General features: G+C 56.7%; 21 protein-coding genes. 6 read left to right on the plus strand and 15 right to left on the minus strand.

Annotated features, from left to right (window positions below):
* Window positions 1-80 precede the first annotated feature (80 nt).
* Together SFU85_08510 and SFU85_08515 are read right to left on the minus strand one after the other, a co-directional pair.
* Window positions 81-2,384 carry a YfhO family protein gene (locus tag SFU85_08510; GenBank protein ID MDX6766820.1) on the minus strand — a complete coding sequence of 768 codons (2,304 nt, stop codon included), beginning with the start codon at window positions 2,382-2,384 and terminating at the stop codon, window positions 81-83.
* Window positions 2,385-2,475: 91 nt separating this feature from the next.
* Complete coding sequence (locus tag SFU85_08515; protein MDX6766821.1) at window positions 2,476-3,726, minus strand: glycosyltransferase family 9 protein; 1,251 nt, start codon at window positions 3,724-3,726, stop codon at window positions 2,476-2,478.
* A gap of 340 nt (window positions 3,727-4,066) precedes the next feature.
* On the opposite strand from SFU85_08515, the gene SFU85_08520 reads away from it, so the two are divergent.
* Window positions 4,067-4,810 carry an outer membrane beta-barrel protein gene (locus tag SFU85_08520; GenBank protein MDX6766822.1) on the plus strand — a complete coding sequence of 248 codons (744 nt, stop codon included), beginning with the start codon at window positions 4,067-4,069 and terminating at the stop codon, window positions 4,808-4,810.
* Window positions 4,811-4,925: 115 nt separating this feature from the next.
* Here the strand turns inward: SFU85_08520 and SFU85_08525 are convergent, their stop codons facing one another.
* The 6 genes from SFU85_08525 to SFU85_08550 form a co-directional block, all read right to left on the minus strand.
* Window positions 4,926-6,920: a hypothetical protein gene (locus SFU85_08525; GenBank protein MDX6766823.1), complete on the minus strand. Its 1,995-nt coding sequence runs from the start codon at window positions 6,918-6,920 to the stop codon at window positions 4,926-4,928.
* Between the two features lie 102 nt (window positions 6,921-7,022).
* Window positions 7,023-10,010 (minus strand): TonB-dependent receptor, encoded by a 2,988-nt coding sequence (locus SFU85_08530; protein MDX6766824.1) that lies wholly within the window; start codon window positions 10,008-10,010, stop codon window positions 7,023-7,025.
* 132 nt (window positions 10,011-10,142) lie between these two features.
* Window positions 10,143-11,402 carry a hypothetical protein gene (locus SFU85_08535; protein MDX6766825.1) on the minus strand — a complete coding sequence of 420 codons (1,260 nt, stop codon included), beginning with the start codon at window positions 11,400-11,402 and terminating at the stop codon, window positions 10,143-10,145.
* 533 nt (window positions 11,403-11,935) lie between these two features.
* Entirely contained in the window at window positions 11,936-13,843 is a 1,908-nt protein-coding gene (locus SFU85_08540; protein ID MDX6766826.1) for a hypothetical protein, read from the minus strand.
* A 123-nt stretch (window positions 13,844-13,966) separates the two neighbouring features.
* Window positions 13,967-14,536, minus strand: a complete 570-nt coding sequence (locus SFU85_08545) for a PEP-CTERM sorting domain-containing protein (protein ID MDX6766827.1) — start codon at window positions 14,534-14,536, stop codon at window positions 13,967-13,969.
* 42 nt (window positions 14,537-14,578) lie between these two features.
* Entirely contained in the window at window positions 14,579-15,580 is a 1,002-nt protein-coding gene (locus SFU85_08550; GenBank protein MDX6766828.1) for a hypothetical protein, read from the minus strand.
* A gap of 621 nt (window positions 15,581-16,201) precedes the next feature.
* Here SFU85_08550 and SFU85_08555 point away from each other — a divergent pair.
* Window positions 16,202-16,438 (plus strand): hypothetical protein, encoded by a 237-nt coding sequence (locus SFU85_08555; GenBank protein ID MDX6766829.1) that lies wholly within the window; start codon window positions 16,202-16,204, stop codon window positions 16,436-16,438.
* Complete coding sequence (locus SFU85_08560) at window positions 16,438-16,884, plus strand: TA system VapC family ribonuclease toxin (GenBank protein ID MDX6766830.1); 447 nt, start codon at window positions 16,438-16,440, stop codon at window positions 16,882-16,884. Before SFU85_08555 ends, SFU85_08560 begins: the two co-directional genes overlap by 1 nt.
* 274 nt (window positions 16,885-17,158) lie before the next feature.
* On the opposite strand, the gene SFU85_08565 is transcribed toward SFU85_08560, so the two are convergent.
* Entirely contained in the window at window positions 17,159-18,037 is an 879-nt protein-coding gene (locus tag SFU85_08565) for a tetratricopeptide repeat protein (protein ID MDX6766831.1), read from the minus strand.
* Between the two features lie 402 nt (window positions 18,038-18,439).
* Between SFU85_08565 and SFU85_08570 the strand changes: the two genes are divergently transcribed.
* The 3 genes from SFU85_08570 to SFU85_08580 all read left to right on the plus strand — a co-directional run bounded on the left by SFU85_08570 (window position 18,440) and on the right by SFU85_08580 (window position 20,463).
* Window positions 18,440-19,075 carry a DUF2490 domain-containing protein gene (locus tag SFU85_08570; protein MDX6766832.1) on the plus strand — a complete coding sequence of 212 codons (636 nt, stop codon included), beginning with the start codon at window positions 18,440-18,442 and terminating at the stop codon, window positions 19,073-19,075.
* Window positions 19,076-19,474: 399 nt separating this feature from the next.
* On the plus strand, window positions 19,475-19,957 hold the full coding sequence (locus SFU85_08575) for a hypothetical protein (protein ID MDX6766833.1): 483 nt from the start codon (window positions 19,475-19,477) through the stop codon (window positions 19,955-19,957).
* Between the two features lie 287 nt (window positions 19,958-20,244).
* Entirely contained in the window at window positions 20,245-20,463 is a 219-nt protein-coding gene (locus SFU85_08580; GenBank protein MDX6766834.1) for a DUF4339 domain-containing protein, read from the plus strand.
* Window positions 20,464-20,700: 237 nt separating this feature from the next.
* On the opposite strand, the gene SFU85_08585 is transcribed toward SFU85_08580, so the two are convergent.
* The 6 genes from SFU85_08585 to SFU85_08610 form a co-directional block, all read right to left on the minus strand.
* Window positions 20,701-21,831, minus strand: a complete 1,131-nt coding sequence (locus tag SFU85_08585; GenBank protein ID MDX6766835.1) for a COX15/CtaA family protein — start codon at window positions 21,829-21,831, stop codon at window positions 20,701-20,703.
* 309 nt (window positions 21,832-22,140) lie between these two features.
* Entirely contained in the window at window positions 22,141-22,947 is an 807-nt protein-coding gene (locus SFU85_08590) for a cytochrome c oxidase subunit II (protein MDX6766836.1), read from the minus strand.
* 23 nt (window positions 22,948-22,970) lie between these two features.
* Window positions 22,971-23,225, minus strand: coding sequence for a hypothetical protein (locus SFU85_08595; protein ID MDX6766837.1), 255 nt, complete (start codon window positions 23,223-23,225; stop codon window positions 22,971-22,973).
* Entirely contained in the window at window positions 23,222-23,413 is a 192-nt protein-coding gene (locus tag SFU85_08600; GenBank protein ID MDX6766838.1) for a hypothetical protein, read from the minus strand. The genes SFU85_08595 and SFU85_08600 overlap by 4 nt, the downstream gene beginning before the upstream one ends.
* A 49-nt stretch (window positions 23,414-23,462) precedes the next feature.
* Window positions 23,463-23,813: a cytochrome C oxidase subunit IV family protein gene (locus tag SFU85_08605; protein MDX6766839.1), complete on the minus strand. Its 351-nt coding sequence runs from the start codon at window positions 23,811-23,813 to the stop codon at window positions 23,463-23,465.
* Window positions 23,814-23,822: 9 nt separating this feature from the next.
* Window positions 23,823-24,698, minus strand: a complete 876-nt coding sequence (locus SFU85_08610) for a cytochrome c oxidase subunit 3 (protein MDX6766840.1) — start codon at window positions 24,696-24,698, stop codon at window positions 23,823-23,825.
* Window positions 24,699-24,753 lie beyond the last annotated feature (55 nt).

Consider the following 24,753-nt stretch of genomic DNA (forward strand, 5'->3'; position numbering starts at 1 on the left):
GGCAACGATAACGAACGCCGGGAGGCATGAAACCCAACGATTCCCATACAGAAACAGGCCCCTGAACTGCACCCAACCGCTCATGCAGCCACCCGGGGTTCAAGTTCCAGACCACCCGACCGGCCCCGCAGGCACAACCACAGCCAACCCAATAGGGAAATAGCGGAAACCAAGGCGCCCAACCCCAGGCCCCGCTGGGTGTATTCCAAGACGATGTCATGCCTGCCGGGCCCGATCGGGATCCCCATCTGGGTGGCGTTGGCCGCATAGACCGGGTAGGCCTTGCCGCTTGTTCGCGAACGTGCCTGCCATCCACTCGCGTAATTTTCCGTCAGCAAGAGAACCGTATCTCTGGAAGTCGTCACATTTAGCCGGAACGTGTCACTATCCAGTCGCTTGGCTTCGACAACCTGCGCGGTTCCGGCATCGGGGCTTCCGGGTATGTAAAGCGGGCGGTTTTCCAACACCACTTGCTCCCGGTAATTCCAACGTGGAGACGTGACCAGATTCAAGGCCTCCCGCAGTCCACCCGCCATTACCACCCCATCGATCAGATCAGCCACGGGCAGCCGGTTCCCCAGTTCCGTGGATTCCAATTTGCCTGTTTCGCGGTTCAAATGGCAGACATACCTCAGGCGGAGCATCGGATAGGAGGCGTGGATACCACGGAATGCGATGGCCTGGCCCGCCTGTTCGAAGGGGTAACCCTGGGTCACCGCGATGAATGCGGCGTAGCGCGCGGGGAGGGCCGGATCACTGCCCCAGATATCCGACCATCCGTGGAACATGGGGATGTTGTTCCCCATTTCAAAGAAGACGCGGTCATCCTTGTTTTTATCCTCGAAGTAGGCCAGTGGAAAAGATTCGTTGAAGTCGGCCACGCAAAAGTACCTGTTTTGGCTGTGGGCAAAATAGCCCATTTCCACAGAGGCCAGTGCAATGATCCAGCAGGCCAACACCCTTGGACGACTGGCCAGGAACACGATGCCGGCCCAAGCCGCCAACCAAAAGCCCCCCGCCGAGGCGAATGCCCAGGAAACCGCACTGGCACGGGCCTGCCATTGGGAGCTTTCGGGAACTTTGGCATATAGCACCTCGCCAGTGGATCGAATGGATAGAACCATGTCCCGGACCCATTCAGTTCCCTGGGCCGAAGCAGCAATAGCGGAGAAACCGAAAAGGAACAGACCTGGCAACAAAAAGACGACAGCGGTCCAGACGCCCCATTTTTTCGGACTGGTGGACAACAGGGTATGGAGTCCGAGGGACGCCAGAGCGATGAGCGCCAAGGCGAGGTGAAGAATGAATTTTGACTGGCCCCGGAACAAGGCAAAGCCCGGCACATGGGCGTGTAAAAGACCAAACAATGGCGTATAGGCCCCCAATGCGAGAATGGCCGCCACGAAAGTCACCGCGAGAATTCGAAAGGCTTTTTCACGTTGATTGTTCAGGGCCACCCAACCCAGCACCACCGCTCCGACGGAAACGTAGGGGATCATTTCCCAAAATAGCCATCGTCCGACATAGTGATTTTGCCCCAGGTCACCAAAGAGTGCCGGAACCAGCAAGGTGGCAAAATTTTCCATGGGAAAAGAAAAGATTCTGGCCTGGTCGAAGGTCATGCCCGAACCCCGGCTACCTTCGAAGTTGGCGAGGATTCCGGGCAGAAGCTGCACGGCCGACAGGCCCGCCCCCCCCACATACATCGCGGCCAGTCCCAACAGGCCGAGGCCCGACTTCCTGACAGACGGGAAGGCCATGACCAACGTGTAAATGCCCGACATGATTCCGGCAAAAAACACATACTGGGGATGGCCGGCCAGAACCTGGAACGCCACGACGGCACATCCCAGAAGGACCGGCTTCAAGCTTTCGAATTTCAACCATCGATCAACGGCCAGAAAAATGAGCGGGACCCAGGCCATGACACATAGGTTGGTCAAATGTCCGGCGGGCACATGTAGGAAATGGGGACCACAAAAAAGGTAGAGCACTCCCCCAAGAAGAGCGGCCAGAGGGTGAAGCGACCGCCCCCAGAGCAGCCAGGCATAGGCAGACAGCCCCCCGGCCCAAAGATGAAACACGATTGCGGCATTGACCGCCACGGGCAACGGCAGGAACAAATGGATCCAGTTGGGGGGATAAAGCAGGGCGGACTGAAAACCGGAAAAATACGGGATGCCGCAGTACACATATGGATTCCACAGGGGGAGATTTCCCTTTTTGAGTTCGGAGAATCCGAACTCCCTCCAGGACATGAACTGACCCCAAAGATCAGTTCCCGCCAGGGATAGGATCCGCGATTCTGAAGAAAAAATCACGGGACCGAGAACGATCAGGAGGAGGGCAAGATAAAGGCTGGCCGCAAAGCCTGGATGCTCCACCCAAGACCAAGCATCCCCTATCCCGGCAACCCTCCCTTTTCCTCCTGATGGGAGTCGGGATTGGGATTGGTCCTGAAACCGGGGCTTGGACTCAGGCTTGTTCTTGGGCGCTTTGCGTCCTTTTTTCATATACCGCCATGACCTTTTGATAAACCTGCTCGACACTGATTTGCTGGAGACATTGGTTGTCCCGGCAGGATGTCATCCGACCGTTGTAGGCGGAGACACAGGGGCTGCATGGCAATCCCACCCAAATGGGATGTGACCGTTCCGACTGCACACCGAAGAGTGCGGGGGTCTCCGGCCCGAACAAGACCACGCTGTCGATCGGGGTCAGACTGGAAAAATGCGCCGGCCCGCTGTCGTTGGTCACCAATACTTCCGCCAAATGATACAAGGCCATCAACTCTTCCAGTGTGGTGCATCCGGCCAGGCAAAAACATCGGGGATGACCGACCTTGCTGACCAGTGCCTCCGCCCCTTCCCGCTCGGACGGCCCACCGGTGAAGGCGATGTGCAACTCGGGTCGTTGGGCCAGAAGACGCCGGGCCAGTTCCACGTAACGGTCATCCGGCCAGCGGCGCAGGGGCAGGAGGTCACTGCAATTGCTGTTCAACAGAATCAAGGGAAGACCTCCCGAACCTTCCGGCCCAACCACACGGGCCAGCATCTGCCGGACGCGCTCCAAGACCCCGGGATCGCACGGCAACGGGCGCACCTCCCCCGCCGTGCCCACGGCTTTATCGCGATAAGTGGGAAATTCTTCCGGCGACAGGTCCAGGGCATTGATCAGACTGTGGAAGCTGATCGAAGTGTGCACATGGGAGTTGAAATGAACCCGGTGCGTCAGGAGATTCCCCCGCCAAGCCCCCGCCCCATGGTAGGCATGGAATCCGACCCGGGTGCGGGCTCCCGTCAGGAACGAAAGCACCGCGGTGGCACGGGCGAAAAATTCCAAGTCCACCGCCACGGCCACCCGCAGTTTCCACAGTCGGAATACCTGGCGAAACGTGCTTGTTACCAATGCCGTCAGGCTGTCGTGGTCGATTTCCAGCACATTTTCCGGGGGAATGATCCGGAGGTAGTCGAGAATGAACCGATTTTCCGCAAAAAGGAGGAAGTAGACATTCTCCCTGCCGAACCGGGACACGGCGTCCTCCAAGGTGCTCTGGGCCAGGACGGTTGAGCCCTGCTCGGCCAGTTTGAGGAAAACCATCTTGTCCCCGGTCTGATGTGCGTAGCGCCCCGTCTTCATCCCCTGGATGCGGGAAACGGCCGTGAGCAGGGTGCACAGGGGAATCCCCACCAGCGCATCGATGATCCGCATGGATGAAACCTTCATATTTTGACAATGTCCAAGATGCGAATCTTGCGAGCCAGCCGCTCCTGCGGGAAGTAAAAATCACCCACCCAGTCAAAGGAAATCTGTGACGTTTGGATGCCAGTGACACGCATTTGTCTTATTTATGAGTCTGGCCCTAAATTCTTGACCAATAAGTTGTCATTCCAGTAACTTACACATCATGACCACTCGGCCTTTTTTCGTGCTTTCGCTGTCAATTGGAATAGCGTTGATTCCCCTTTTCCAGAGCCAAGCGCAGGAAACTTCGAACAGTTCCCCAGCACCTGCCCCCGCCACCTCTACCGAGACAGCTCCGGCCAGCGCTCCCTTGGAGTCCAGCGTGCCCGCCGAAACCACGACAAATGAAGAGCCTAAGAAACCCGCCAAAAAAGAGAGCAAACTTACTTTGAAAGGGGGCGGAGCCAAACCCCGCGATGAAATCAAGGGTCTCTATGTAGCCGTTCAGGGTGGAGCCAGTCTGGATCAAGACGCGAGCGGCAATTTGGACCTCCAAGGCTCCGGAATCGTAGGCACAGGAGTCAATTCCATCAGTCCGAATTCCGATATCGCCGGGGCCTTTGGCTTCAAACTTGGCTATGTTCCTTACCGTGATCTGGAAGAAAAACCCCTGACGGCCACTTTTGGAGCGGAAATTGAATTCAACTACATTGGTCATGAGGTAGACGGAACGGATGCTTCCGGCGTGTCCTACAAATCATCGCTCGACACTTATCAGGTCATGGCCAATCTTTTCCTCCGGGCTGAGAACAAATACGTCGTTCCCTACGTCGGCGCCGGTTTTGGCCTGGCCCTTTTCGCCCCGGAAAACACCTCGATCATCCGCACGGGAACAGAACTAGCGCAGGAAAGTGATATGGAGGGGGCGTTCGCCTACCAATTCATGGGCGGCCTCGAATACCAGATGTTCAAGCAGTGGTCGGTCTTTATGGAATACCGCTACCTGATCTACGACAGCTTCACCGTCTCCACTGGTGCGGTCGGAACCACCAACGGCAAGCTCAAACTTGCTGTTGATGATTTCACCCAGCAGGTCATTCAAACCGGGATCAAATACCGGTTCTGAAGAAGGCCCCCGAATTCCAATTCTAACCCAAATTTAGGACGCGGATGGCAAAACAATGCCGGGCCTCCTCGTTTCTAGGAAATTCATAGGGCAACTCAAATAACTTGCTCTGGGGCTAGGGCCTGATGGCACGGATTAGAAGCGCCGGATGAAGTGACCGTCCATCCAAACCATACCTTCGGTTTTCCATATCCACCATCCAAGGCTCTTCTATCAAAAATGCCGGACGTTTTCCTTCGACCAAGCGGCCCAAAAACAAATCGTCTCTGGACCGTCGCGCGGCTGCTGCTTGCCACCCGTTGGCCAGCGCATCGTAAGTGAAAATGTCGCGGTCCTGCAGCCAGACGGCCACATGGGTAATCCCCCGTTCTTCGAGAAGTGCCTTGGCCCTTTCATCCTTCGCAGCGGATAAGACGGCAGCCGTAAACCGCATGCCCTCCGTGTTCTCCCAATAGAGGGAGGCGACGACCGGAAAATCTGCGTAGTAGCGCAGAGCAGGTGCCAAACCGAAGTGACAGAGGATGCGTGCAGAATCCGGCTTCAAATGCCCGGCCAACTCCAATGCCATGTGTTTCTCCACGGTGAATTTTTTCAAAATGACCGAGTAGCCGCGACCCATGAGCGAACGCTGATTGTATTCGTGCACATACACCATCTCTGAAATGATCCAGAACAAAGCCAGCGTGAGCATAGCCCAACCGCAACCGTTCCGTATTGAGATACGCGGCTTCCACCAAATGGCGACAGAGAGCACCACCATAAGCCATGAGACCATGGAAAACTGGGACATCCAGCGCACCTGCACAAGGCTCGCGACCAGGTAACCGCCAGTCAGAAATGCTGGCCCCAGCAAAGCCCGGACACCCAGATGTGATACAGGTTTGACCCATACGGCCACCAGCCAGACAGCAAGAGCGGCCACAGCCGGGCCGAAATTCTTTACCGCCAGCTCCCATGGATTCCGCGAGTAGGCAACGGCCCATGAATCCAGTTCAGATGTGAATCTCAACCATGTCACGTGCACCGGTTCCTTGATCTTCCAGAGGGACTCACCCCCGAAAGCCAGGAGGACCAACGGCAGGGAGGCCAAAGAAAGCCAAATGACGGATTGCCAGATCAGGACCCGTTCGTTCGATTCCCTGAAGCGTGCTAGTGTGCGAAGTGCTTCCCCCGAAGCCCAGGCCATCAAGGCGTAGAGTGGATGGTTGGCTTCCAGTGGGACAACCAAATGATTTGGAAAATACTCCATGAAGTAACAGGCCAGAGAAGCGAGCGCGGCCGATGTGCCAAACCATCGCGCAAGATCCGGCCCGACCTGTGAATCATCTGTTTCTTTCCTCCGTCCAGTAATGGCCGTATGTTGCGAGACGGCAAAGGCAGCACAGAGAGCCAGCCAGGTCGGGAGTGCCGAGAGCGCATTGATCCAAAAAAGCAGGCCACAGCACAGTCCGGCAGCACCCATCCAGTATTGGGCTTCCCTCAGACCCGGGGGGCTGAACGCAACCATCGGTTGGCTGGCACTACGAGCCGACCGCGAACTGGCCGCACAAATCCATCCTCCCCCGGCTCGTGCCCAGAACAAAGCGGCGCAGGCAATGCCGATGGCTTGCAGCGCGTGATGATCAGGGCGCAAAGGATGGAAGGTTTGCAGAATATTCGAGGGGACAACCAGACTAGTGAGAAAAAGAATGGAAGGAACCAAACCGAGCCAACGGAAAACGATCCATCCGATACCGCAAGAACCCATCAACAAGGCAAGAGGCTGATAGATGACCGCCCCCTTTTCCAGTGCATGGACGGGATTGGCCTCACCCAAGGCCATCATCACCCAGGCCAACGCGGCCAATATCCAGGAAACAGACTGGCTCCAATGGACTTCTCTTCCCATGGGAGAATTATCCGCCGTGCTCTGGCGAATGCGCCAGTCGCCCTCACGCAACATCTGCCGAGCATAACAAAGCCAGTAGTAGGAGTCCGCCTCGAGAAATGTCCTGTGTGATTGGGCCGCATCCCTGGCCGCGGCAGGTGCACCGGAAAGATGCTGATCAATCCCCTCCACAGCGCGCACGCGGTCCTGGAACACCCCCGCTCCCCAGATGGCGAAGAGCATAAGAGCTACTAGCCATAACACCGTCCTCCCTGCCCCGCTCAAAAACCACTTCATAGAGGAGATGCCGCCCAGCCCATCCCGCAAACGACACAACACCTTACTTCACCAATCATACTTCACACCCAGGGACATGGTGATGCCCTTGCTGCTGGTGCGCCGTGTCACATCGCCTTCTTCACCCAAATCCTGCAGACGGTAAACCTGCTCCTGCACCGGGTCGGTCAGATTCTTGGCCCGCGCAGTCAACGTCCAGTGCTCCCAGAACTTCTGGGAAAAAGAAACGTTCAATTCTTCAGTGGGGAGAAGATAGCGACTGGGTGTGATGGTGTTGGGATCGATCGATCCACCGGCCACCAACTGCTCGCCAATCCAATTGTAAAATAGGCCAAATTTTGTGCCGGTATCGGGATTGTCGTAGGTCAGGTTGGCATTGATGATGTATTCGGGCTGGGCTTCCAGGGGACGGGTCACCTCACCCGGGAATCCTTGGGCCAGATAAGCGGCACGCAACGCGGGTGTGACTTCGACTTCCGAACGGATGTAGGCCGCGTTGGTGCCAATCGAGAAGAACTTCAACACTTCGTGGATGAACCCCAGATTTTTCGATGCTTCAGCTTCCGCACCTATCAGTTCGCCATCACCCAGATTCTCCTTTGTTTCAAAGTATCCTCCAGATCCACCATTGATGCTTTTGATGACGCTTTCGATAGGGGCTTTGATTTGTTTGTAAAAGCCGCCGAAGGCCAGAACATCACCCGGACGGGGGAACCACTCCACCCGGAAGTCGTAATTGTCGATTTCAGATATCTTTAACGAAGGGTTACCGGAAAAAACGTCGCCTTCAACCGGATCGGTTTGCACCGCAGGAACCAGTTCACGGAACGTGGGCCGGGCGATGGTCCTGCCCCAGTTGAGTCGCACGTTGACGTCCTTGAAGGCCGTATAGGTTGCCCCCACTGAGGGCAGAATGTGGAACGATTCCAAATCGGTCTGCAGGTTCTCCGGAAAGAGCAGGGCAATGGTGGTATCAAGAGGGTCCCCTGGATTCGAGGTCGGCACGCTGACGGTGCCATTGGGATTGTGCGGGATGACTTCAGAGGAAATCTGGGTCAACTCAATTCGCGCCCCCCCGCTTATTTTGAAGTTTTCCGTGAAGGGCAGTTCCACCATGCCGTAAGAGGCAAAGATGTTTTCATTGGCGTTGTAGTCGATGTCGCTTTGGTTTAACCCAAAAATGGTGACCAGTTGCCCGCGGGGGTTCGTCGGATCCAAACCAATGTTGTCCGGGTCAAGATACTCTTCCGCAAATGAGTCTCCTTCGGATCCATTTGACCCCAGAGCTCCCCGGGCCGTTCCATAGGCAAAGCTGTTCTGGTTGTAATCGCGGCGGGTGATGGAGGCATAGGGCCCGAATTTGACAAAGCCTTCCTGCTCGGACCATTGTTCGAAGGGCAGGGTAAAATCAATCTTGAGTTGCTGGTTTTTATCTTCGACCAGTGTATAAATTCGACGGCCCGTGCCTTCGCCGGAATTGGCAAAGGGGAGCACTTCACTCCGGATGACCCCTCCGCCCAAATCGCGGAACTGTGTGACGAAAAAGTTTTTGTCCGGCTCGTTCAGACGGGAGAAATTGGTCGAACTGAGCCACTCCACTTTTGCATCATTTAATTCCGTGAGTTTGTGTTCTCCTCGCAACTGCGCCGAGGCAATCAGACGCTCCTGATAAGTGCTTTTTTCCTCCAAACGGAAGCGAGTGCCCGGGCTGAAGTCGATATCAACATCTTCCAACTCGCGGATGTTGGTGGAGTCGGTGTTGCTGTTGCCCACCAAAGTGAGACTGACTTGGTTATCCTCGTTCCATTGGTAGGCGGTGGTGAGCAGGCTCCCGATGACCACCTCTTCCTTGGAATTGATGACTGAGCGTGTGGAATCGATGGAGATTCCATCCGCGAGAACGGCACCGAACTCGGTGCTATTGAGTTCGTTGATGGTTCCTTCCCCATCGTGTTCGAATTTGCGCTTGTAGCTTAGCGCAGCTTGGATCCCGATGAGCCCTGCTTCCTTCAAATCAAGGCGCGTGCCATAGCTGATGTCGTAGCTGTAACCCGGACCCGCCTCCCCTTCCCGAGTGCCAATGCCATTACCGAAGGCCCGGGTCAATGCATTGTTGGACTGGCGCAGCGCCAGTCCTGCAGGATTATTGGGGACCAAGTTGGTTGGAAGCGTGTTCGGCACCCCTCCGGAGGTGATGCCTTCGGGCAGATTCCGGCTTTCATCGTAACCGAAGAAATTGGGGCCCCCGCGGTGGTCGGTCAGAAAATCACTGGCACCGGTTGCCTGGGTGTTGTATTCCACGCCCCCTCCGATGGAAAATTGGGTGCCTTCCGGGATGCCTTTGGTGACAATGTTGACCCCACCCCCGGTGAATTCGCCGGGCTGATCGGGGCTGGGCGACTTTTGCACGGTGATGGACTCGATGGTGGCGGTGGGGAAAAGGTCGAGTTGGACCGCCCGTCGCTTGGGATCGGAACTGGGCACGCGGGCCCCGTTGAGCAATACACTGCTGTAACGGTCGCCCAGTCCACGGATGACCACATATTTGCCATCCTGAACCGAGGTTCCGGTGACGAGTTTGAGGGCATCGCCGGCATCACTGGCCCCCGCCTTGCTGATGAAGGCCGATCCGATGGAATCCACCAGGGCGGAGGTGTCCTGCCGGAGTTCCAGCAAGGCCACTTCCGTTCCGGAGACCAATTCCTCCGCTTGAACGACGACTTCCTCCATTTCAAATATTTCGGAGGCCAAATCCTGGTTGGCTTCCGTCAGTTGCCCGGGACGGACCAAGACTTCCGGACGCGTTCCTCGATTGTATCCACTCTTGGTGATGATGAGCGTGTAAACACCGGCAGGCACATCTTGGAAGACGTAGGTTCCCCCCGGGCCAGTGACGGCTGAGACGTTCAGTTCCTGGATCGTCACACGGGCGTTTTCCAATGGATCGGCAAAGTCCGCGTCCTTGATGGAGCCACGAATACCTCCCGCCTGCTGGGCCATCGCACCTGACGACAGCAAACCCCATAAGATCAGCAAAACGAACCTAAAAGTCGAAGATCGGCCACGGCGGACAAGTACTTGCCATGCTTCAGCGCATGGCTCAGCCATCTGGTTTTCCTGATGTTGCCCGGTTTGCATAGGGAGATGGTGCAGGCGGGTGCTTAGCGATCAATGGGCGTCCGGGTCGAGGACAGTCCAAGGGCGTGAAAGATCGACTTTCAGTCTGTTTTCATCTTCGGGGCGCATCGGAAAGGAAGTCTCACCCACGCGCATCAAAAGTTCGGCATACGCCATGGCGCGGGGGCGGGGGTTTTTTTCCCGGTAAGCCGTGGTGATCCCTTTCTCATAAACTTTTCGCGCACCATCCAGGTCATCTGCCGCCATGTGGGCCTGGATCATGATACCCATGAGCGCACAGCGCTCGAAACCCAGGCCGGCCGAGGCATCGATGTGGGGATAAAGACCGGCAAGGATTTCCAGCGCTTTTTCTTTCTGACCCCCCATGGCACGGAATCGGGCTTGGAAGGCTTTCAGATCGTAGAGTCGATCAGGTTTGGACCAAGCTTCGGGGGGAAGAAATCGGGCTTCCACGGCATCGCTCAGCTGTTGGACTTCCTCCGTCCATCCTTTTTTATGACAGACGTTGATCAATTCCTCGAACAAGGCGTGCGCGTGGGAAGATGGTGCTTTTTCCATGGCCTTGAGTCCGAGCGAGAACACTTGCTTGCGTTGTTCAGGAGTGAGATTGCGGTCATTTTCAGCCAATATCCGGATCAGTGACGCTGGGTGCCCAAATGCATGATCGAACATTTTGACTTCGCGGTAATTCTCTTCGGCCAGTTTCAGCGCACTGTCCAAGCCCTGGGTGCGCACCATGGCATCCAGATAGGCCACAAAGGTCATCCATTGTTCCTCCCCGCTTTCCATCCTGATGCCGATCTGTCGGATCTTCTCCAAGTCCCCCGATTTGGCATAGGCTTTTGCGATACTGGATGCGATTCGTGTCTTCTGCCACTCCTCGGCCAGCGTTCGCTCTTTTTCCGCCTTGTCCAGATAGGGAGCGGCTTTTGCCTTGTCATTATTCGAGAGATAATGGGCGGCAATGTCCGCATAGACCACTCCTTTGCGCCAGTCACCTAGAAGCCCGGCGAAGTCCTCTGAAGCTTTCATGTCCCCGGTTGCAATCGCACGTTTGATCACTTGCTCCTGATAATATGCCGCATCCTTTTCGTCGGTGATGGCAGATGCGAAAGCAAAGGCGGCTTGTAGATAGGGGGAACTATGCTGTATCCACGGCTTTGGGCCACATCCCGCCATACAGATGAGCACGACTGCCGAAAACTTTGCTGGAATTTGTCCAAACACGAAGTTTTTCAATCCAGTGAGAGGCGATTTCCTGTTTATGTCGATTTGCGCTATGTGCTTCATATTCAATGATCAAACGAAAGTTATTAAACTATATCCGGTATTAACTTTATTTGGCAATGGCAGAGTCTACGGGGCTCTAGAGGCAGATTAAGGCGGCAGCAGATAGCCGCCCTAAACTTCTACTCGCTTTGGTTGTTTGAGGGGTTAAATCGGTCCTTTCGCCTCAGGCCAAAGGAGCCGTATCGACCTTGGTGAAATAGTAGAGGGCCGCCGTCCCGGGCCAAGTTACGTTTTGGAGGCAGTGGACTTTATCCGGCGAAGCCGGATGTTGAAGTAGAAAGTTTAAGTCTAAGGGATGGTTTGAGGAAAGGGAGTTTTTCGTTATTGGTTTCTCGTTTACAGGCCCCGGCCACCGTCGTCCGCCATCCGCTATCGGCTACCCTCTGCCTCTCCGCACGAGGTTTCAGGTATCAGGCTTCAGATTTCATGTTTATGGCCCAATCCGTCTTAGGCGTATGCGGGGTGTCTTGTGGGCAAAAAAATAAGGCCGGTTCCTTGCGGAACCGGCCTTATGATTTAAGCGATACGTCCGATTATTGGGCGGTGACGCTGTAGAACTGACGGGTGGTCACCGTGCGGGTGTCCACGTAAGTGGTGGTGGAACCATCACCCACAACCGAACCAATCGGGCTGAAAGGACCGGCCGGGCTCGTGCTGGCGCCGATTTCGTAGGTCACACCGTTGACGGTGGCGAAATCGAAGCTGAACAAGAAGGCGGGCGAGGAGGCGGTTTGGTTGCTGGGGTTGCTACCGGCCGGGAAAAGGCCGACGGAATCCATCAAGCTCCAACCACGCAGCCAGTTTTTGCTCGGGCTGAAGGCGCCTTTGTAGCTCACCGGGCTGTAGAATCCGTCCACCGGGGCAGTGATGCTGCTGGAGGTGGCGTTGCCACTGGCGCGGGGGTCGATCTGGGAGATCTGGTAGGTGGTGGCGCTGTCCGCTGTCGACGTGGTGCCATATTGACGGCGAACCAGACTGACAATCGGGCTGGTTCCGTTTCCATTGACCCGGGACAGATTCACACCATTGGTGTAGGCCAAATCGCCGTAGGAGGGACGGCTTCCACCGCCGTCATAAGCAGCTGCACCCTCTGTGCTGGAATCCGGGGCAAACTCGGAGCTGGCGGAGTTGACGCCGTTGCTGCCGTCTGCGGCCCACCAGATGCACTCGCGGAACTCAAGTTCTTTGCCGCCGAGGCCGTCATCCGGAACGGTGGCGTTACCGCCGAAGACGCTCGGATTGAAGTTGGTGGTGATTTTGGCTGCCGAGTCACGCTCGCCGGCACCGGGGGCATTCACACCCGTGCTGTCGAGGGTGCCCTTTTCATCTTCAATGGCCAATCCATAGTAGAAGTCCAAGAAGAGTGAGTTACGAACGCGTCCGCCAGAAGCATCACGGAAGTGGAACGCTGTGTTGCGAGGAGCCGCACCACCGGCACCGGAGTAATTTTTACCCATGCCGACAAAGGTCGCGTTGTAGACCGTAGGGAGGGAATAGGGCCAGGCTTCATCCGAGTTGGAGTTGGAGCCATCCAGCTCGCCACCTTTGTCCGGCACGCCCGAGCCAACGGTTCCACCCGCTTTGCACTGGGTCTGCACAGCAAAGATGAACTGGTTCTTCCCACGGAATCCTTCGTCCCAGTCGAAGCAGTCATCGCCGATACCATACATGGCGATGTACTTGGTGTTGACCGTGCCGCCGAAGAATTCGATCCCGTCATCGAGGTTGTTGACGATTTCGATGTTCTGGAGGGTCGTGCTGCGTCCGACCGCACCCAGGGTCAAGCCGTTGACCTCGGAGTTGGTGGTCAGACCCACTCCGCCGTAGCGGATGGACACATATTGGAGGGAACCCGAGTTGTCATCATCACGGGCCAGGGCGGTGGTTTGTCCACCGTAACCGGCACGGGCAACGAAGTCGGTGCGCCCGGTCGGGACGTTGTCGTTGGCAACACCTTCGATGATGTTCGAATCACTTCCGTCGTTGTCGAGGAGGTCGGTTCCCGCTCCGTTGCGGGAAACGTGGGTCCGGCCGAGGAGAACGATACCACCCCATTGGGCGCAACGGTTATCGAGGTCCACCAAGGTGTCGGTGTTGGTGGAGTTGTTCGAAGCACTGCCATTCGGAACGCGGTCATCGTCGTCCGAGGTGAAGATGATGGGGCTGGTGGCATTGCCATTGGCCACGAGCTGGGCGCCGCGGGCGACGATCAGGGTGGCCGGGTTACCGAAGGTGGGACCACGACCAATGACGGTCGTGCCGGGTTGGATCGTCAGCGTCGAACCGGAAGTGACGTAGGTGATTTCCGTCAGGACGTAGGTGGTGGCAGCCACCCAGGTGGTGTTCGTTTCAATGAACTTGCCGATCGAAACTTCGGCGGCCTGGGCGGAGGTAGCGCCGATGAGGGCGGCCGCCAGGAGGGATTTGAATAGGTTTTTCATGTGTGTCTTTCGTGTGTCAAATGTGACTTTTTTGTTACGATAGCGTTTTGTTAGGTTTAAGTGTAAAAATAGCAGCCTGTTCTTGATGAAATAAGCAGGCTGCGCTTGGGTGAAGGGTTTGGATTAGGCCTTGACCGCGCTTTTGTTGCGACGGAGGGCGACGAGGGCCACACCGCCGACCAAGAGGAGGGCGTAGGTGGAGGGCTCGGGAACGAGCGCCACGTTGTCAAAGCTGACGCGTGTGTTGCTTAGCGGGCTACCATCTGCAGCGATTTGCCAGCCATTGGCGGCATTAATCGGTGAGATGATGTTAAGCGTCTTTAACACGTCCACACCTGTGAGTTCGGCTGCTGTAAACGTGGCTGATGCCAACACATTAAGGCCAGAGTCAATGATGTTGAACGTGTAGACGGAGGATGTGTTGCCAGACAAGATCAGACCATCTAGTGACACCTGACTATATGCACTGTAATCTTGAGGGGTCGAGAAGAACCAGACGTAGTTACCTAGGCCTGTTCCAGTCGTCAGTTCCATTTGGCCTGTAATTTGGGTTGGGGTTTCCCATCCGTTCTGGCCAAAAGGCACTTCTGCATCAGCAGTAAAATTGCTGAAGTTGCTCAAGACAAGCTGAGCGTGGAGGCTGCTAGATAGCGCGACTAACGCGAATATCCCGCTGATTATGGTTTTTTTCATTTTGTGTTTTTCCTTGTGAGTAGATGTTCTAACGAAATGAACTTAGTAACCGAGCGCTTTTGTGTATGTGCTTGATCCTGCGCTTGGTGTAGCTTTCGAAATAATGATCGGCGATCCTCCCACAATGGTAGGATTTTGAGCGGTTGGAATAGCTCCAAGGCGCCATACGTTCAAAGTGCTGTGTCTCCAATATGAATTCCATGACGATCCATTCCAGATTAGAACTTTATCAGTTCCTGTAGCACTAGTTCCACTGACCCAACCAGGTGTCGTATGGATGTTCGTATTATTCAAGGTAGTATCTACGGGATAAAGGCTACCAAGGAAGGTGGTCGCACCATTGCTGATCTCGGTCGGAATAGATGTCGACGGAACAACTCCCGATGAAAGGATCGACATCGATGTCGCGCCACGGCGCAAATAAATTAAGCCTGTTTCTGGCGAAACTACAGTTGTTCCTTGGTTGGTAGGAATTGCACCTAAGCGCCACTGACTCACCGATGAATTGAACCAGTAAGAATTCCAAGTAGTGCCATTGAATAACAAAACGTTGTCTGATGTCGCACTAGTGGTGTTTCCCGAAACTGCAAGTGTGGAGAAGATTGTATCCAAGGTTTCAGCTGGGAACAGCTGGTAAGTATTACCTGCAGTAACGCCTAAAGTGGTCAAATTTAGACTTCCCACTGTAAGGGTCAAAGTTGTTGATGTTGCTGAAGTTACGCGAAATACCCGACCTACAGCACTACCACTGGTCAGCTTGACAAAATAAGGGGTGCTTGCAGTAACGAACCCGGATGTCCAAGCGGCTGAGCTGTTGGTTATGGTATTAGAAGTAACACCCGTCAGGGTACCTGTTCCTTGCCCAACGAAGCCTGATGGTAACTCATCATTGAAAGTAATTGAAAAAACCGTTGTTGAGGGAGTAGCTATGCTGCCAGCAGTAACGTTAGCAGTTAAGTAACCCACCGTCTGAGCGGTGAGACCGTTGGCTGAGGCCAGGGCGACGATTGCCGCGAGGGTCAGCGATTTGAATTGGATGTTCATTATGATGTTTTCTCCTGAGGGTTGATTAAGTCTTGGTCGAAAGATTTGTTCTTTGAACGCAACTTTTCTACAAGCTTTCCTCCCCACAAGCAACGGACTTTAGGCAACGTTACTGTGACGATAGTATGGCGTGGGACAAGGAAATCGAGTACTTTTTACTGTTTTTTGTTTATCCAGCGGAGCTGGATGTGGAAGTTGGTGGTTTAAGTGTGGGTAGCCCGGAGGCCGGGCTGTTTAAGTTGAAAGTTTAAGTTTAGGGGGGAAGGCTGTTGGCTGTTGTTGGAAATTGGGGCTGGGCGCAGGGGCGGATGGAACGTGGGGGTTGCTGTCGTCACTCTTTAAGCCTATCGCACTGGGACGCTGAATTCAAGTACATTGGTTTTTTTGTTTGGGTTTTGTCTGTATTTATCCAGCGGAGCTGGATGTTGAAGTTGGAAGTTTAGGTTTAGGGGGCAGAGTTTTAAGTCTTATCCAGCAGAGGCGGACAGGGTATTAAGTCCGCCACGTGGGATCTTCGAATCTAAGCTGATTCTGTCGTCCGCCATCCGCCATCCGCTATCAGACGTCCTGGTCTTTGGTCGATGATTGACTATAAGCGTCTGATGTTTTAGCATCTGATGAATGAGAACCACGCTTGATATTGCAGCCGACATCCTCCAGGCGGCCAAAGAAATTGCCGCGCGTGAAAAAACCACGGCCGGGTCGGTGGTTTCTGAGTTGGCACGCCGGGGATTGGCCGCACGAGGTTCGGGTTCGGGCCAGGAAGTGGAGCGAAACGGCATACGCATGCTCCCACGCCGGGGAGAGGTGGTCACCCTGGCCCATGTCAAAAAACTCCTCGATGAGGAGGATGTCTGATGCGCGCCCTGTTGGATGTGAATGTGTTGGTGGCGCTCTTTGACCAAGAACACACCTTCAACGATCTTGCGCATCAATGGTTTGAATCAAACCGGGACCAGGGTTGGGCCACCTGCCCGCTGACGGAAAATGGCCTGGTCCGTGTGCTGTCGCACCCGCGCTACAGTTCCCGCATTGTGCGCTCCCCCGGCTGGGTGATTGAGTCCCTGCGCGCATTCATCCGGGCGGGCCAGCACCTGTTCTGGCCGGACGATGTCAGTCTGCTGGACTCCTCACAGGTTGATTGCAGTCACATTCTGAGTTCACGCCAGATCACGCATGTGTATCTATTGAGTCTGGCAGTCAAACACCAGGGCCGGCTGGTCACCTTTGACGAAGGTATCCGCACAAGCTCCGTGCCCGGTGCCCAGCCCGGTCATTTGTGTGTGCTGGGGGGCGGTAGCTAGAATCTAGAAGACAGTGGACGGAGGACGGTAGACGACGGACGACGGATTTCAGCTGCAATCTTAAGATTTACCCGTTCCTCCTCTGCGGCCCAGCGTCTCTGCGCGAGTTCTGCCTTGGGGGGGGTGTTCTGGCAGTTGGCGCTTGGCTTTTAGCTTTTAGCTGTTGGCGTATTCCAAATTTCTCTGCGCCTCTGCGTCTCCGCGCGCGTTTTCAGGTTTCAGGTTTCCAGTTTCAGGTTTTCACCTGATGGCATCCGCGAGGAAGAACCGGGGGCTAATCGGTTGAGGCGGTCTGAGAAGAAGACTTGGGCCGGGGAGCGAGGCCGGGGAGTTCCGCAATCGCGGCAGAATTTTTCCCCGCTTCAGCCGACCCGGCGGAGTTTTGGACCGCGGCCTGGAGGGGGACCCGGGAGGCGTAGTTCATGAGGGACTGGACATCGATGTCGAGGTCAGGCAGGGGGAGGCTGGTTTCCATGGCCATGGTGGGGCGCGGCACATCCGATGCCAAGGGCAGGTCGGCAGCCGGGATGAGGCCGAGGCTGACAAGGGATTCCCCGTAAAACCGGCAAACGGCGTAAGGGTAGATCGTGCCGGCCGCGCGCAGGAGGGCGAGGGCTTCGGTGGGATGAGCGGGATCACGATTCTGAATGAGCAGACGGGCGGCATGAAGGAAGTAGGGGGCGGGATCGCGGGGAGTGGGGCGGTAGGCGTCGGACCCCCATGAGGCAGAAGGGGCGACATCGGCAGTGGAGTCCGCATGTTCGTCCTCATCGTTTTTATTCCCCATCATCAACTGGCAGAGGGCGATCTTGTAACTGACGAGGGCAGGCTGGGGGAAGTCAGACCCGATGGATTGGAAGAGTTCAAGGGCGCGGGGGAATTCGTGGGCGATGAAGTGCCATTCGGCGCGGTTGTAGGCATGGACGGTCAAACCCGGATGGAGGGATTCCACACGGTCGAGGACGGTGCGGGCCGAGGCGAGGTCCTTTTTCTTGAGGAGCAGGGAAGCGCGGAGGATGAGGGCGTCACAGTGGCCGGGATGGGCGGCCTCGATCTGGTCGAGGATATCAAGGGCGCGGTCGAGCTCCCCCATGGCGATGATTTGCTGGGCCAAGCGGACTTGATCCTGAAGACTGGAGTCCTTCTGCGCCAAGGTCCCGGCCTGAGCTTGGGCGTGAGAAGGCAGGGAACCGGCACCGATGACGATTGCGAAAGCGAAAGCAATAGGGAATGCGGGGCAAATTGGTGCATTTTTCACGGAACCCAAAATTTGGACCGCGTGTGCGTACTCCTCGCTACCACGGAGTGACAAAGGGGGAGCATTTCTTTGTCATTGGCGTGACATTCTCGATTCAGGGGCGGTAATGAGTTGAGTATTGCGGCGGGGAATCTACCGTGATCGGTCTTGAGCGCAGGAAGCAGAGGAAAGCACCGACCCAGAGGCCAAGCCTGCGAGCGCAGCTCTGCCGCAGTTAGACATGCGGGTGCAGTCGAGGGGGGTGCGCTGCGCAGAGGGACGCTGTTGGGTCGGTTGGTTTTGGCGGCAGTGCCCCACATGGCCGTGGCGGCTCTGATGATGACTTCCGCTGGAGCGGAGGAACTTCGCGGGGTACAGGTATGGCTGGGCCAGAATGTATCGGTCGGCCTGCGTCCGGACTGGGAATTCCAGATGAAATCGGAGGAACGGTTATCGAGCGAGAAACAGCTTTTGCGCCATGTGGAGAATCACCCCCGGGTGGTATGGAATCCGGAGGGACCGCACGAGGTTTTTCTTGGCTACAAGCGGATTGATTCCTGGAGCCAGCAGGGAGATGACTCGAGCGAGAACCTGGCCGTGATCGGGCACGAAATGACTTTTCCTTTTGCGGAACATTGGAAAGTGGGATCCCGGCAGATGTTTGAGGCAGGGGTAGCGGAGGAGGAAAGCACGGGGCAATTCCGGCACCGGGTGCGTATTTCTTACGAAAATTCCCGGGCGCTATGGGGCTTTACGGTCGCGCTGGGTAATGAATGGTTTTACGATTTTGACACAAATCGGCTTAGCCAGAATCGTCTGCAACTTGGATTTTCCCGGGAAATCAACAAAACCCTGCGCTGGGAGGTCTTCGCCATGCGGCGGGATGACTGGCTACCTGGTGATGTGCATCTCTTGACCCCGATAACCGGGGTATCCTGTCATTTGAGTTTTTAGAGGATCCAGCAGAGTTTGAATTTTAAGTTTAAGGGACTTTGGGTCCTTGGTCCTTTTACACAAGTTTCAGGTTTTGGGTTTCTACCCCTCTCCCCTCTGCGTCCCAGCGCCTCTGCGCGAAGTGTGCCTTGGGGGTGGAAGTTCTCCACGACGGATCTTCGATTTTAAGCAGCCATCCGCCATCGGCTGTTCTCTGCGCGAGGTCTGGTCTTGGCGGGAGTTCCAAAGAAGGCGGGCAGGGCTTGCTTTGGGGCCTGAGTTGGCGCAGTTTGAATCCATGCCACGCATGGCCGCAGCCCCGGTTCGCCAGATTTTCCAAGCCCTGCAAGGCAGCAGGGGATTGGAAACGGACGAGCTATGGCAACATGCGGTCTTTTTTTCCAAATCCCCCGAAGAACGATGCCTTCTCAGCCTCCATTCCGCGCGCTTGGCGAATTCATTCAAGCCCTCGAGCAGGAAAAAATCCCGCTCATCCTGATCGGCATGATGGCCGCCGTGGAACAGGGGGCACCTCTGTCCACCATCGATTACGATTTCTGGGTGGATTTACCCAAAAGGCAGGTGGTGCGCCTCTACCAAGTGGTCCAACGTTTAGGCGGCACCTTGGTGGCCCCCACTTACTACGAATTACGAGATGGCACCCAGGTGAATGTGGTCTTCGAGCCGACGGGCTTGAGGTCATTTGCAGCCGAATATGCAAACTGTCGCCTCAGCCGCTTGGGAGCCTGTCGCATTCGGGTTCTGCCTCTGTCGCGCGTCATCGCCAGTAAGGAGGCGGCCGGACGCGAAAAAGATCTCAGCACGCTCCCGGTCCTGAAGCGGACCCTGCGTCTGCAAAAGAAGCTGGCACAGGGCCCAAAGCGTCGACCCCTTCAGGAGTGAACCGAGCCCGGGGTAGCCGGACTGTTCAACGATTTCTGATGGCGAATGGATGATGGCTGATGGGGCACCGGGGAAGGGATTCCCCGGCTACAGGGGGTGGCAGAGTTTTAAGTTTTAATTATTCAGTCCGCCATGTCGGATCTTCGATTTTAAGCCGCCATCCGCCATCCGCCGACAGCCCAGAGCCGAGAGCTGCCCCTGGCTGACTTTTTACGAAATGGGGCGTCCTCCAACTTGCCACTTGGGTGCCATGGGCTTGTGACGAGGGCGGGTCAAGGTTTTCCGCGATGAAACAACACCCTGCGCTATCCGATCCGCGGGTCATCTTTTTGGTCCGCGGCAATGAACACACTGGTCCCTACACCCGGGCCGAACTCCGACGATACTGGGCCCTCGGCCGCATGCACGCGCATGACATGGTCTGGGTCGATGGCATGTCGCAGGCGGTCCGACTGACAGATTTCCTCTCGATGCGCCCCCTGGCCGGAGCCAAGGTGGCGGTGTAGGCGGGGGAGTAAGTCTTAAGTCTTAAGAATTAAGTCCGCCGCAGCGGATCTTCGATTTTAAGCTGATTACCGTCATCCGTCTTCAGCTTCCCCCCTACCCTCTGCGTCTCAGCGCCTCTGCGCGAGATTTGCCTTGGGGGGTGCACCGGGGAAAGGATTCCCCGGCTACAAAGAGGTGTTCTGTTCTGCTTAAAACTTAATACTCTTACAAAGGCACGAAACGTGTTCCACGTTCCGCTACAGCGAGTGGGACTGCCGGTAGCTGTGGAACAGGTAGAGCCCGAGGGCGAGGATCAGGAGAGCGTTGAGCTGGTGGAGGGATCCCCACAGGACGGGGATGTGGCCCTGGGCCAGGAGAGTGGTGCCGATGCCCAAGGCCACCTGGAGCAACAAGAGCAAACCCAAGGTTCCGGCCGGCCGACGGAGACGGGACGGCCCCCGGGCGATGACCCGAACGGCCTGCCACGCACCCACGAGGAAAACCAGGATGCCGAGCCAGCGGTGGGTGAAGGCGATGACGGCCGTGTTCTCAAAAAAATTCCGCCAGCCGGGTTGGGTCCAAGTCGCTGCAGGCGGAAAGCCACTTCCAGAAAGATCCGGGAAGGTGGGATGGGCCATGGCGGCCTTGGTCCCGGCCATGAAGCCCCCATAGATGATCTGGACGAGCAGCAGCAGGAGGAAGAACAAGGCCGGCGTGCCCGGCAGTGTGAGCCGCATTGCGGCAACGTGCCACTCACGCGGTGCTCCCGCCCCCCTTTCCCGCGTGGTCGCCTCCTGCCGACAAAGGATGACGAGAGCCAGCCAGAGGACCCAGGCGAATAGGATGACGGCCAGGCCAAGGTGGGCGGCCAGACGGTAGGGGCTGACACTGGGACGGTCGACCAGACCGCTGGCCACCATGAACCATCCGAGGGCCCCTTGCAGGCCGCCGAGGAGAAAGATGAGAAGCAGGCGTCCGCGCCAGGTGGGCGGGATCATCCCCCTGACCCAGAAAACCAGCAGGGGCAGGGCGAAGACGACCCCGATCATCCGGCCCCAAAAACGGTGGATCCATTCCCACCAGTAAATCCCCTTGAATTCTTCCACCGTCATGTCAGGGAAGACCAGACGGTGCTGGGGCGAGCCCATGTATTTGGCAAACTCAGACTGCCAATCGGCGTCGCTCAGCGGGGGAATGGCGCCGGTGAGGGGTCGCCAGTCGGTGATGGAAAGACCGGAACCGGTGAGGCGTGTGACGCCGCCAATGCCGACCATGATCCAGATGGCGACAGCGACGGCGAGGAGCCAGTAACCGACCGCAGACGGAGGCTGCGGGAAGACAGAGGCCGGAGGACAGAGGCCGGAGGGCGGCGTGGATGGCGAAGTCATGATCTAATACCAAATTGAATTGAGTGGGCGTAAAAGTGCCTTATGGGAGGGAGAAGCTCCTGCTGAGCCGCCCTTGGAATAGAGACATCAAACCGGCTCGGCAGGAGCCTCGCCCTCCCGTTTATTCTGTCGCTCTGTCATTTTATTTTGGTACAAGATACAACCTAAGCACTCTTTACAAGATCGCGAAGTGGATGCGGAGGACAGCTATCCATCGTTCTCTTACTCGTGCTCGTGCTCGTTCTCTCTCGAATCGGGAGAGCACGAGAATGCTGGTAAGAAAAAGTAAGAGCGGGTGATTGCCGGGTATCAACCCTTGGGGGCGACTGGAGAAGATAAAGAGGCCTGGGCGGCGGGGGCGGGAGCCACGGTGGGGGCCTTGGATTTGAGCCAGGATTGGTAGTCAGCCGCGGGCTGAACCTCGACGATGCCGACCATGTTGGCATGCCCGGAGCCGCAGAGCTGGGCGCATACGATTTCGTAGGACCCTTCCTTGATCGGGGTGAACCAGACGGGGACCTGCATGCCGGGGATGGCGTCCTGGCCGATGCGGAAGTTCTTCACGTTGTAATTGTGGATGACGTCCTTGGAACTGATGTAGACGATGGCGGGTTGGTTGACCGGCAGGGCCATGGAATTTTTGGCGACGAAGTCGTCCTGCCCGGCGGGATCGGCGGGATCCAGGCCGACGGGGTTGGCCGCACTGACCAGGGAGAGGGCGCGGCGGCCGAATTGGTTGTCGGGGCCGGGGTAGTGGAAGTTCCAACCAAACTGCTCGGCCACGGCTTGGACCCGGACGGCGGTTTTCACATCGGGGAATTGATCGCGCGCGACACGCTGGGCCCAGATGGGGAAGGCAAAGCCCATGAGCAACATGGCCTCGATGGCGACGACGCCGATTTCTACGTGGGTGGAAAACTTCGACTTGTTGCCGGCGTAGGAGGCCTTGGGATTGTTGGAGGCATGGAAACGCCAGAGGCAGTAGACGAGGAAGATGGACCAGCCGATGAAGAGGGCGAGCATGAACCAATGCACAACCTCGAGCATGTGGTCGATGAACAGACCGTGGGCGGAAGCGTTTTCGGTGATACCGAGGAGTTTGCAGATGAAGTTCATGGCGAGGGTTGGGGCAGGTGGAATCAAGCGGTCCCGGTGGGGGGATCTTCGACAGGGTGGCGGGCGGCATGGATGAGGAAGGAAGCGAAGAATCCGACAATGGCCAGGAGAACGAAGGCAATGACACCGATCATGAAGAAGATGGACATGCCGATGGCTTCATTGACAGGGTCGCCCTTGGCGCCGAAGCACATGGCACAGGCGTGGGCAGGGGTGGCGGCCAAGGAGAGCAGCAAAAAGAGGCCGAGGGAAAGAGCCAAGCGGAGGGAAGGTTTCATTTGAGCTGGCCGAACTGGCGGCGGACGAACCAGACCCCGTAAACGAGGGTGGCGAGGGCCACGACGAGGGAAACGATGGCGAAAGGCAACTTCTCCCCTCCCCCCTGGGAGAGCGCCCAATAACCTGTCCCGACGGAGAGCAGCAGCCCGGCGGCGATGAGGAAGACGTGGATGATACGAAGGGACATTTTTGAGAAGGGTCGGTAGTTATAAAAATAAAGTTTTAAGCGGACCGCATCAGAAAAAAGGAATGTGGGTGTGGTCCCACCAGGCGAGGAGGGAGAGGCCGAGGAGGAAGATGGCGAAGACGGCGGTGAAGACGAGGAACTGGTGGACGAACTTCCGGGCGCCGATGAGGTGCATGAAGAAGAAAGCGGCCACGACGGACTTCAGGGCGGTGATGCCAAGGACGAGCGCGCCGGTGGCGGCGGCGGGCATGGGGATGAAGTAGAGGCCGAACATGACCACGGTCATGCCGGTGAGGACGTAGAAGGTGCGCCAGAAGTTGCGGACTTCGGCGTGAATCTGTTCGGTTTCCTGCGGGGTGAGCGCGTCGCCTTGGGAGTCCTGGGGGTGGTCGTGGGACATACGATCTCCTTACATCAAGTACATGACCGGGAACAGGAAAAACCAGATCAGGTCGACGAAGTGCCAGAAGAGTCCGGTGACTTCGATGCGGTTGGCGAACTGGGCCCGGTTGGTATGGAACATCTTGCTGCCGAAGGTCCAGAAGTAGAAGAAGATGACCAGGCCGCCGATCATGTGCAGGGCGTGGAGGCCGCTCATGGTGAAGTATATGGCGAAAAAGCTGTTGTATTTGGGAACAAAAGTGGAGGAACGGAAAATCTGGTCCTTGGCGATCTTGAGGACTGGTTCGCCGTGGTGTTCCTCTCCGGTGATCTCGATGCCGGGGTGGGCGAATCGGAGGGCGGGGTTTTCTTTGATTTCGTGGTAATTGTCCGGTTTGGGGGCCGAAGCCCAATCGGAGGGCTGATAGGCATCGGCAGCGAGGAGGAGGTGCTGGGTGTCCTCTTTGTCAGGGTTTTCCAGCAAATGGCCGGTGACCTGGAGGGACCAGCCGACGGGGCTGGCGGGGTCTTTCATGAAGGCGCCGAAGTGATGGAACTTCTCGTTGTATTCGTAGCCCTTGATTCCGAGGAAGAGGGTCGAAAGGAGCATGGTGATGGCAAGGTTGCGCTTGAATCCGGAGAAGTCGTTGAGTTTGACCGAGGCCCAGGTCTTGGTGACGAAGACCGAGGAGAGGAGCAGGATGATGCTGTTGCCAAAGCCGGCCCAGATGTTCATCAGCCCGTTGGGCCAAGTGCCCTCGGGGGCGCCGAGTCGGAGGAAGACATAGGCGGCGAAGAGGCCGCCGAAGAGCATGACCTCGGAGGCGAGGAAGAGCCAGATGCCCAGCTTGCCATTATAGACGCCGGTGTCCGGACGGTTTTTGACGGTGTAGGGAATTTCCATGGTGAGAATGGGAAAAGAGGATTCGGGATTCGGGATTCAGGATGCGATAGAAGGG

The sequence above is a fragment of the Candidatus Methylacidiphilales bacterium genome, from assembly GCA_033875315.1.
Lineage (GTDB): Bacteria > Verrucomicrobiota > Verrucomicrobiia > Methylacidiphilales > CAZTYG01 > JANRJG01.

Excerpts from the sequence above, each read along its gene's own strand:
- SFU85_08515 (MDX6766821.1), bottom strand. The coding sequence starts at position 3,726 with ATGAAGGTTTCATCCATGCGGATCATCGATGCGCTGGTGGGGATTCCC.
- SFU85_08560 (MDX6766830.1), top strand. The coding sequence starts at position 16,438 with ATGCGCGCCCTGTTGGATGTGAATGTGTTGGTGGCGCTCTTTGACCAA.
- SFU85_08600 (MDX6766838.1), bottom strand. The coding sequence starts at position 23,413 with ATGTCCCTTCGTATCATCCACGTCTTCCTCATCGCCGCCGGGCTGCTG.
- SFU85_08595 (MDX6766837.1), bottom strand. The coding sequence starts at position 23,225 with ATGAAACCTTCCCTCCGCTTGGCTCTTTCCCTCGGCCTCTTTTTGCTG.
- SFU85_08545 (MDX6766827.1), bottom strand. The coding sequence starts at position 14,536 with ATGAAAAAAACCATAATCAGCGGGATATTCGCGTTAGTCGCGCTATCT.
- SFU85_08535 (MDX6766825.1), bottom strand. The coding sequence starts at position 11,402 with ATGAAGCACATAGCGCAAATCGACATAAACAGGAAATCGCCTCTCACT.
- SFU85_08555 (MDX6766829.1), top strand. The coding sequence starts at position 16,202 with ATGAGAACCACGCTTGATATTGCAGCCGACATCCTCCAGGCGGCCAAA.
- SFU85_08525 (MDX6766823.1), bottom strand. The coding sequence starts at position 6,920 with ATGCTCTTCGCCATCTGGGGAGCGGGGGTGTTCCAGGACCGCGTGCGC.
- SFU85_08540 (MDX6766826.1), bottom strand. The coding sequence starts at position 13,843 with ATGAAAAACCTATTCAAATCCCTCCTGGCGGCCGCCCTCATCGGCGCT.
- SFU85_08585 (MDX6766835.1), bottom strand. The coding sequence starts at position 21,831 with ATGACTTCGCCATCCACGCCGCCCTCCGGCCTCTGTCCTCCGGCCTCT.
- SFU85_08580 (MDX6766834.1), top strand. The coding sequence starts at position 20,245 with ATGAAACAACACCCTGCGCTATCCGATCCGCGGGTCATCTTTTTGGTC.
- SFU85_08575 (MDX6766833.1), top strand. The coding sequence starts at position 19,475 with ATGCCTTCTCAGCCTCCATTCCGCGCGCTTGGCGAATTCATTCAAGCC.
- SFU85_08605 (MDX6766839.1), bottom strand. The coding sequence starts at position 23,813 with ATGTCCCACGACCACCCCCAGGACTCCCAAGGCGACGCGCTCACCCCG.
- SFU85_08550 (MDX6766828.1), bottom strand. The coding sequence starts at position 15,580 with ATGAACATCCAATTCAAATCGCTGACCCTCGCGGCAATCGTCGCCCTG.
- SFU85_08570 (MDX6766832.1), top strand. The coding sequence starts at position 18,440 with ATGGCCGTGGCGGCTCTGATGATGACTTCCGCTGGAGCGGAGGAACTT.
- SFU85_08590 (MDX6766836.1), bottom strand. The coding sequence starts at position 22,947 with ATGAACTTCATCTGCAAACTCCTCGGTATCACCGAAAACGCTTCCGCC.
- SFU85_08610 (MDX6766840.1), bottom strand. The coding sequence starts at position 24,698 with ATGGAAATTCCCTACACCGTCAAAAACCGTCCGGACACCGGCGTCTAT.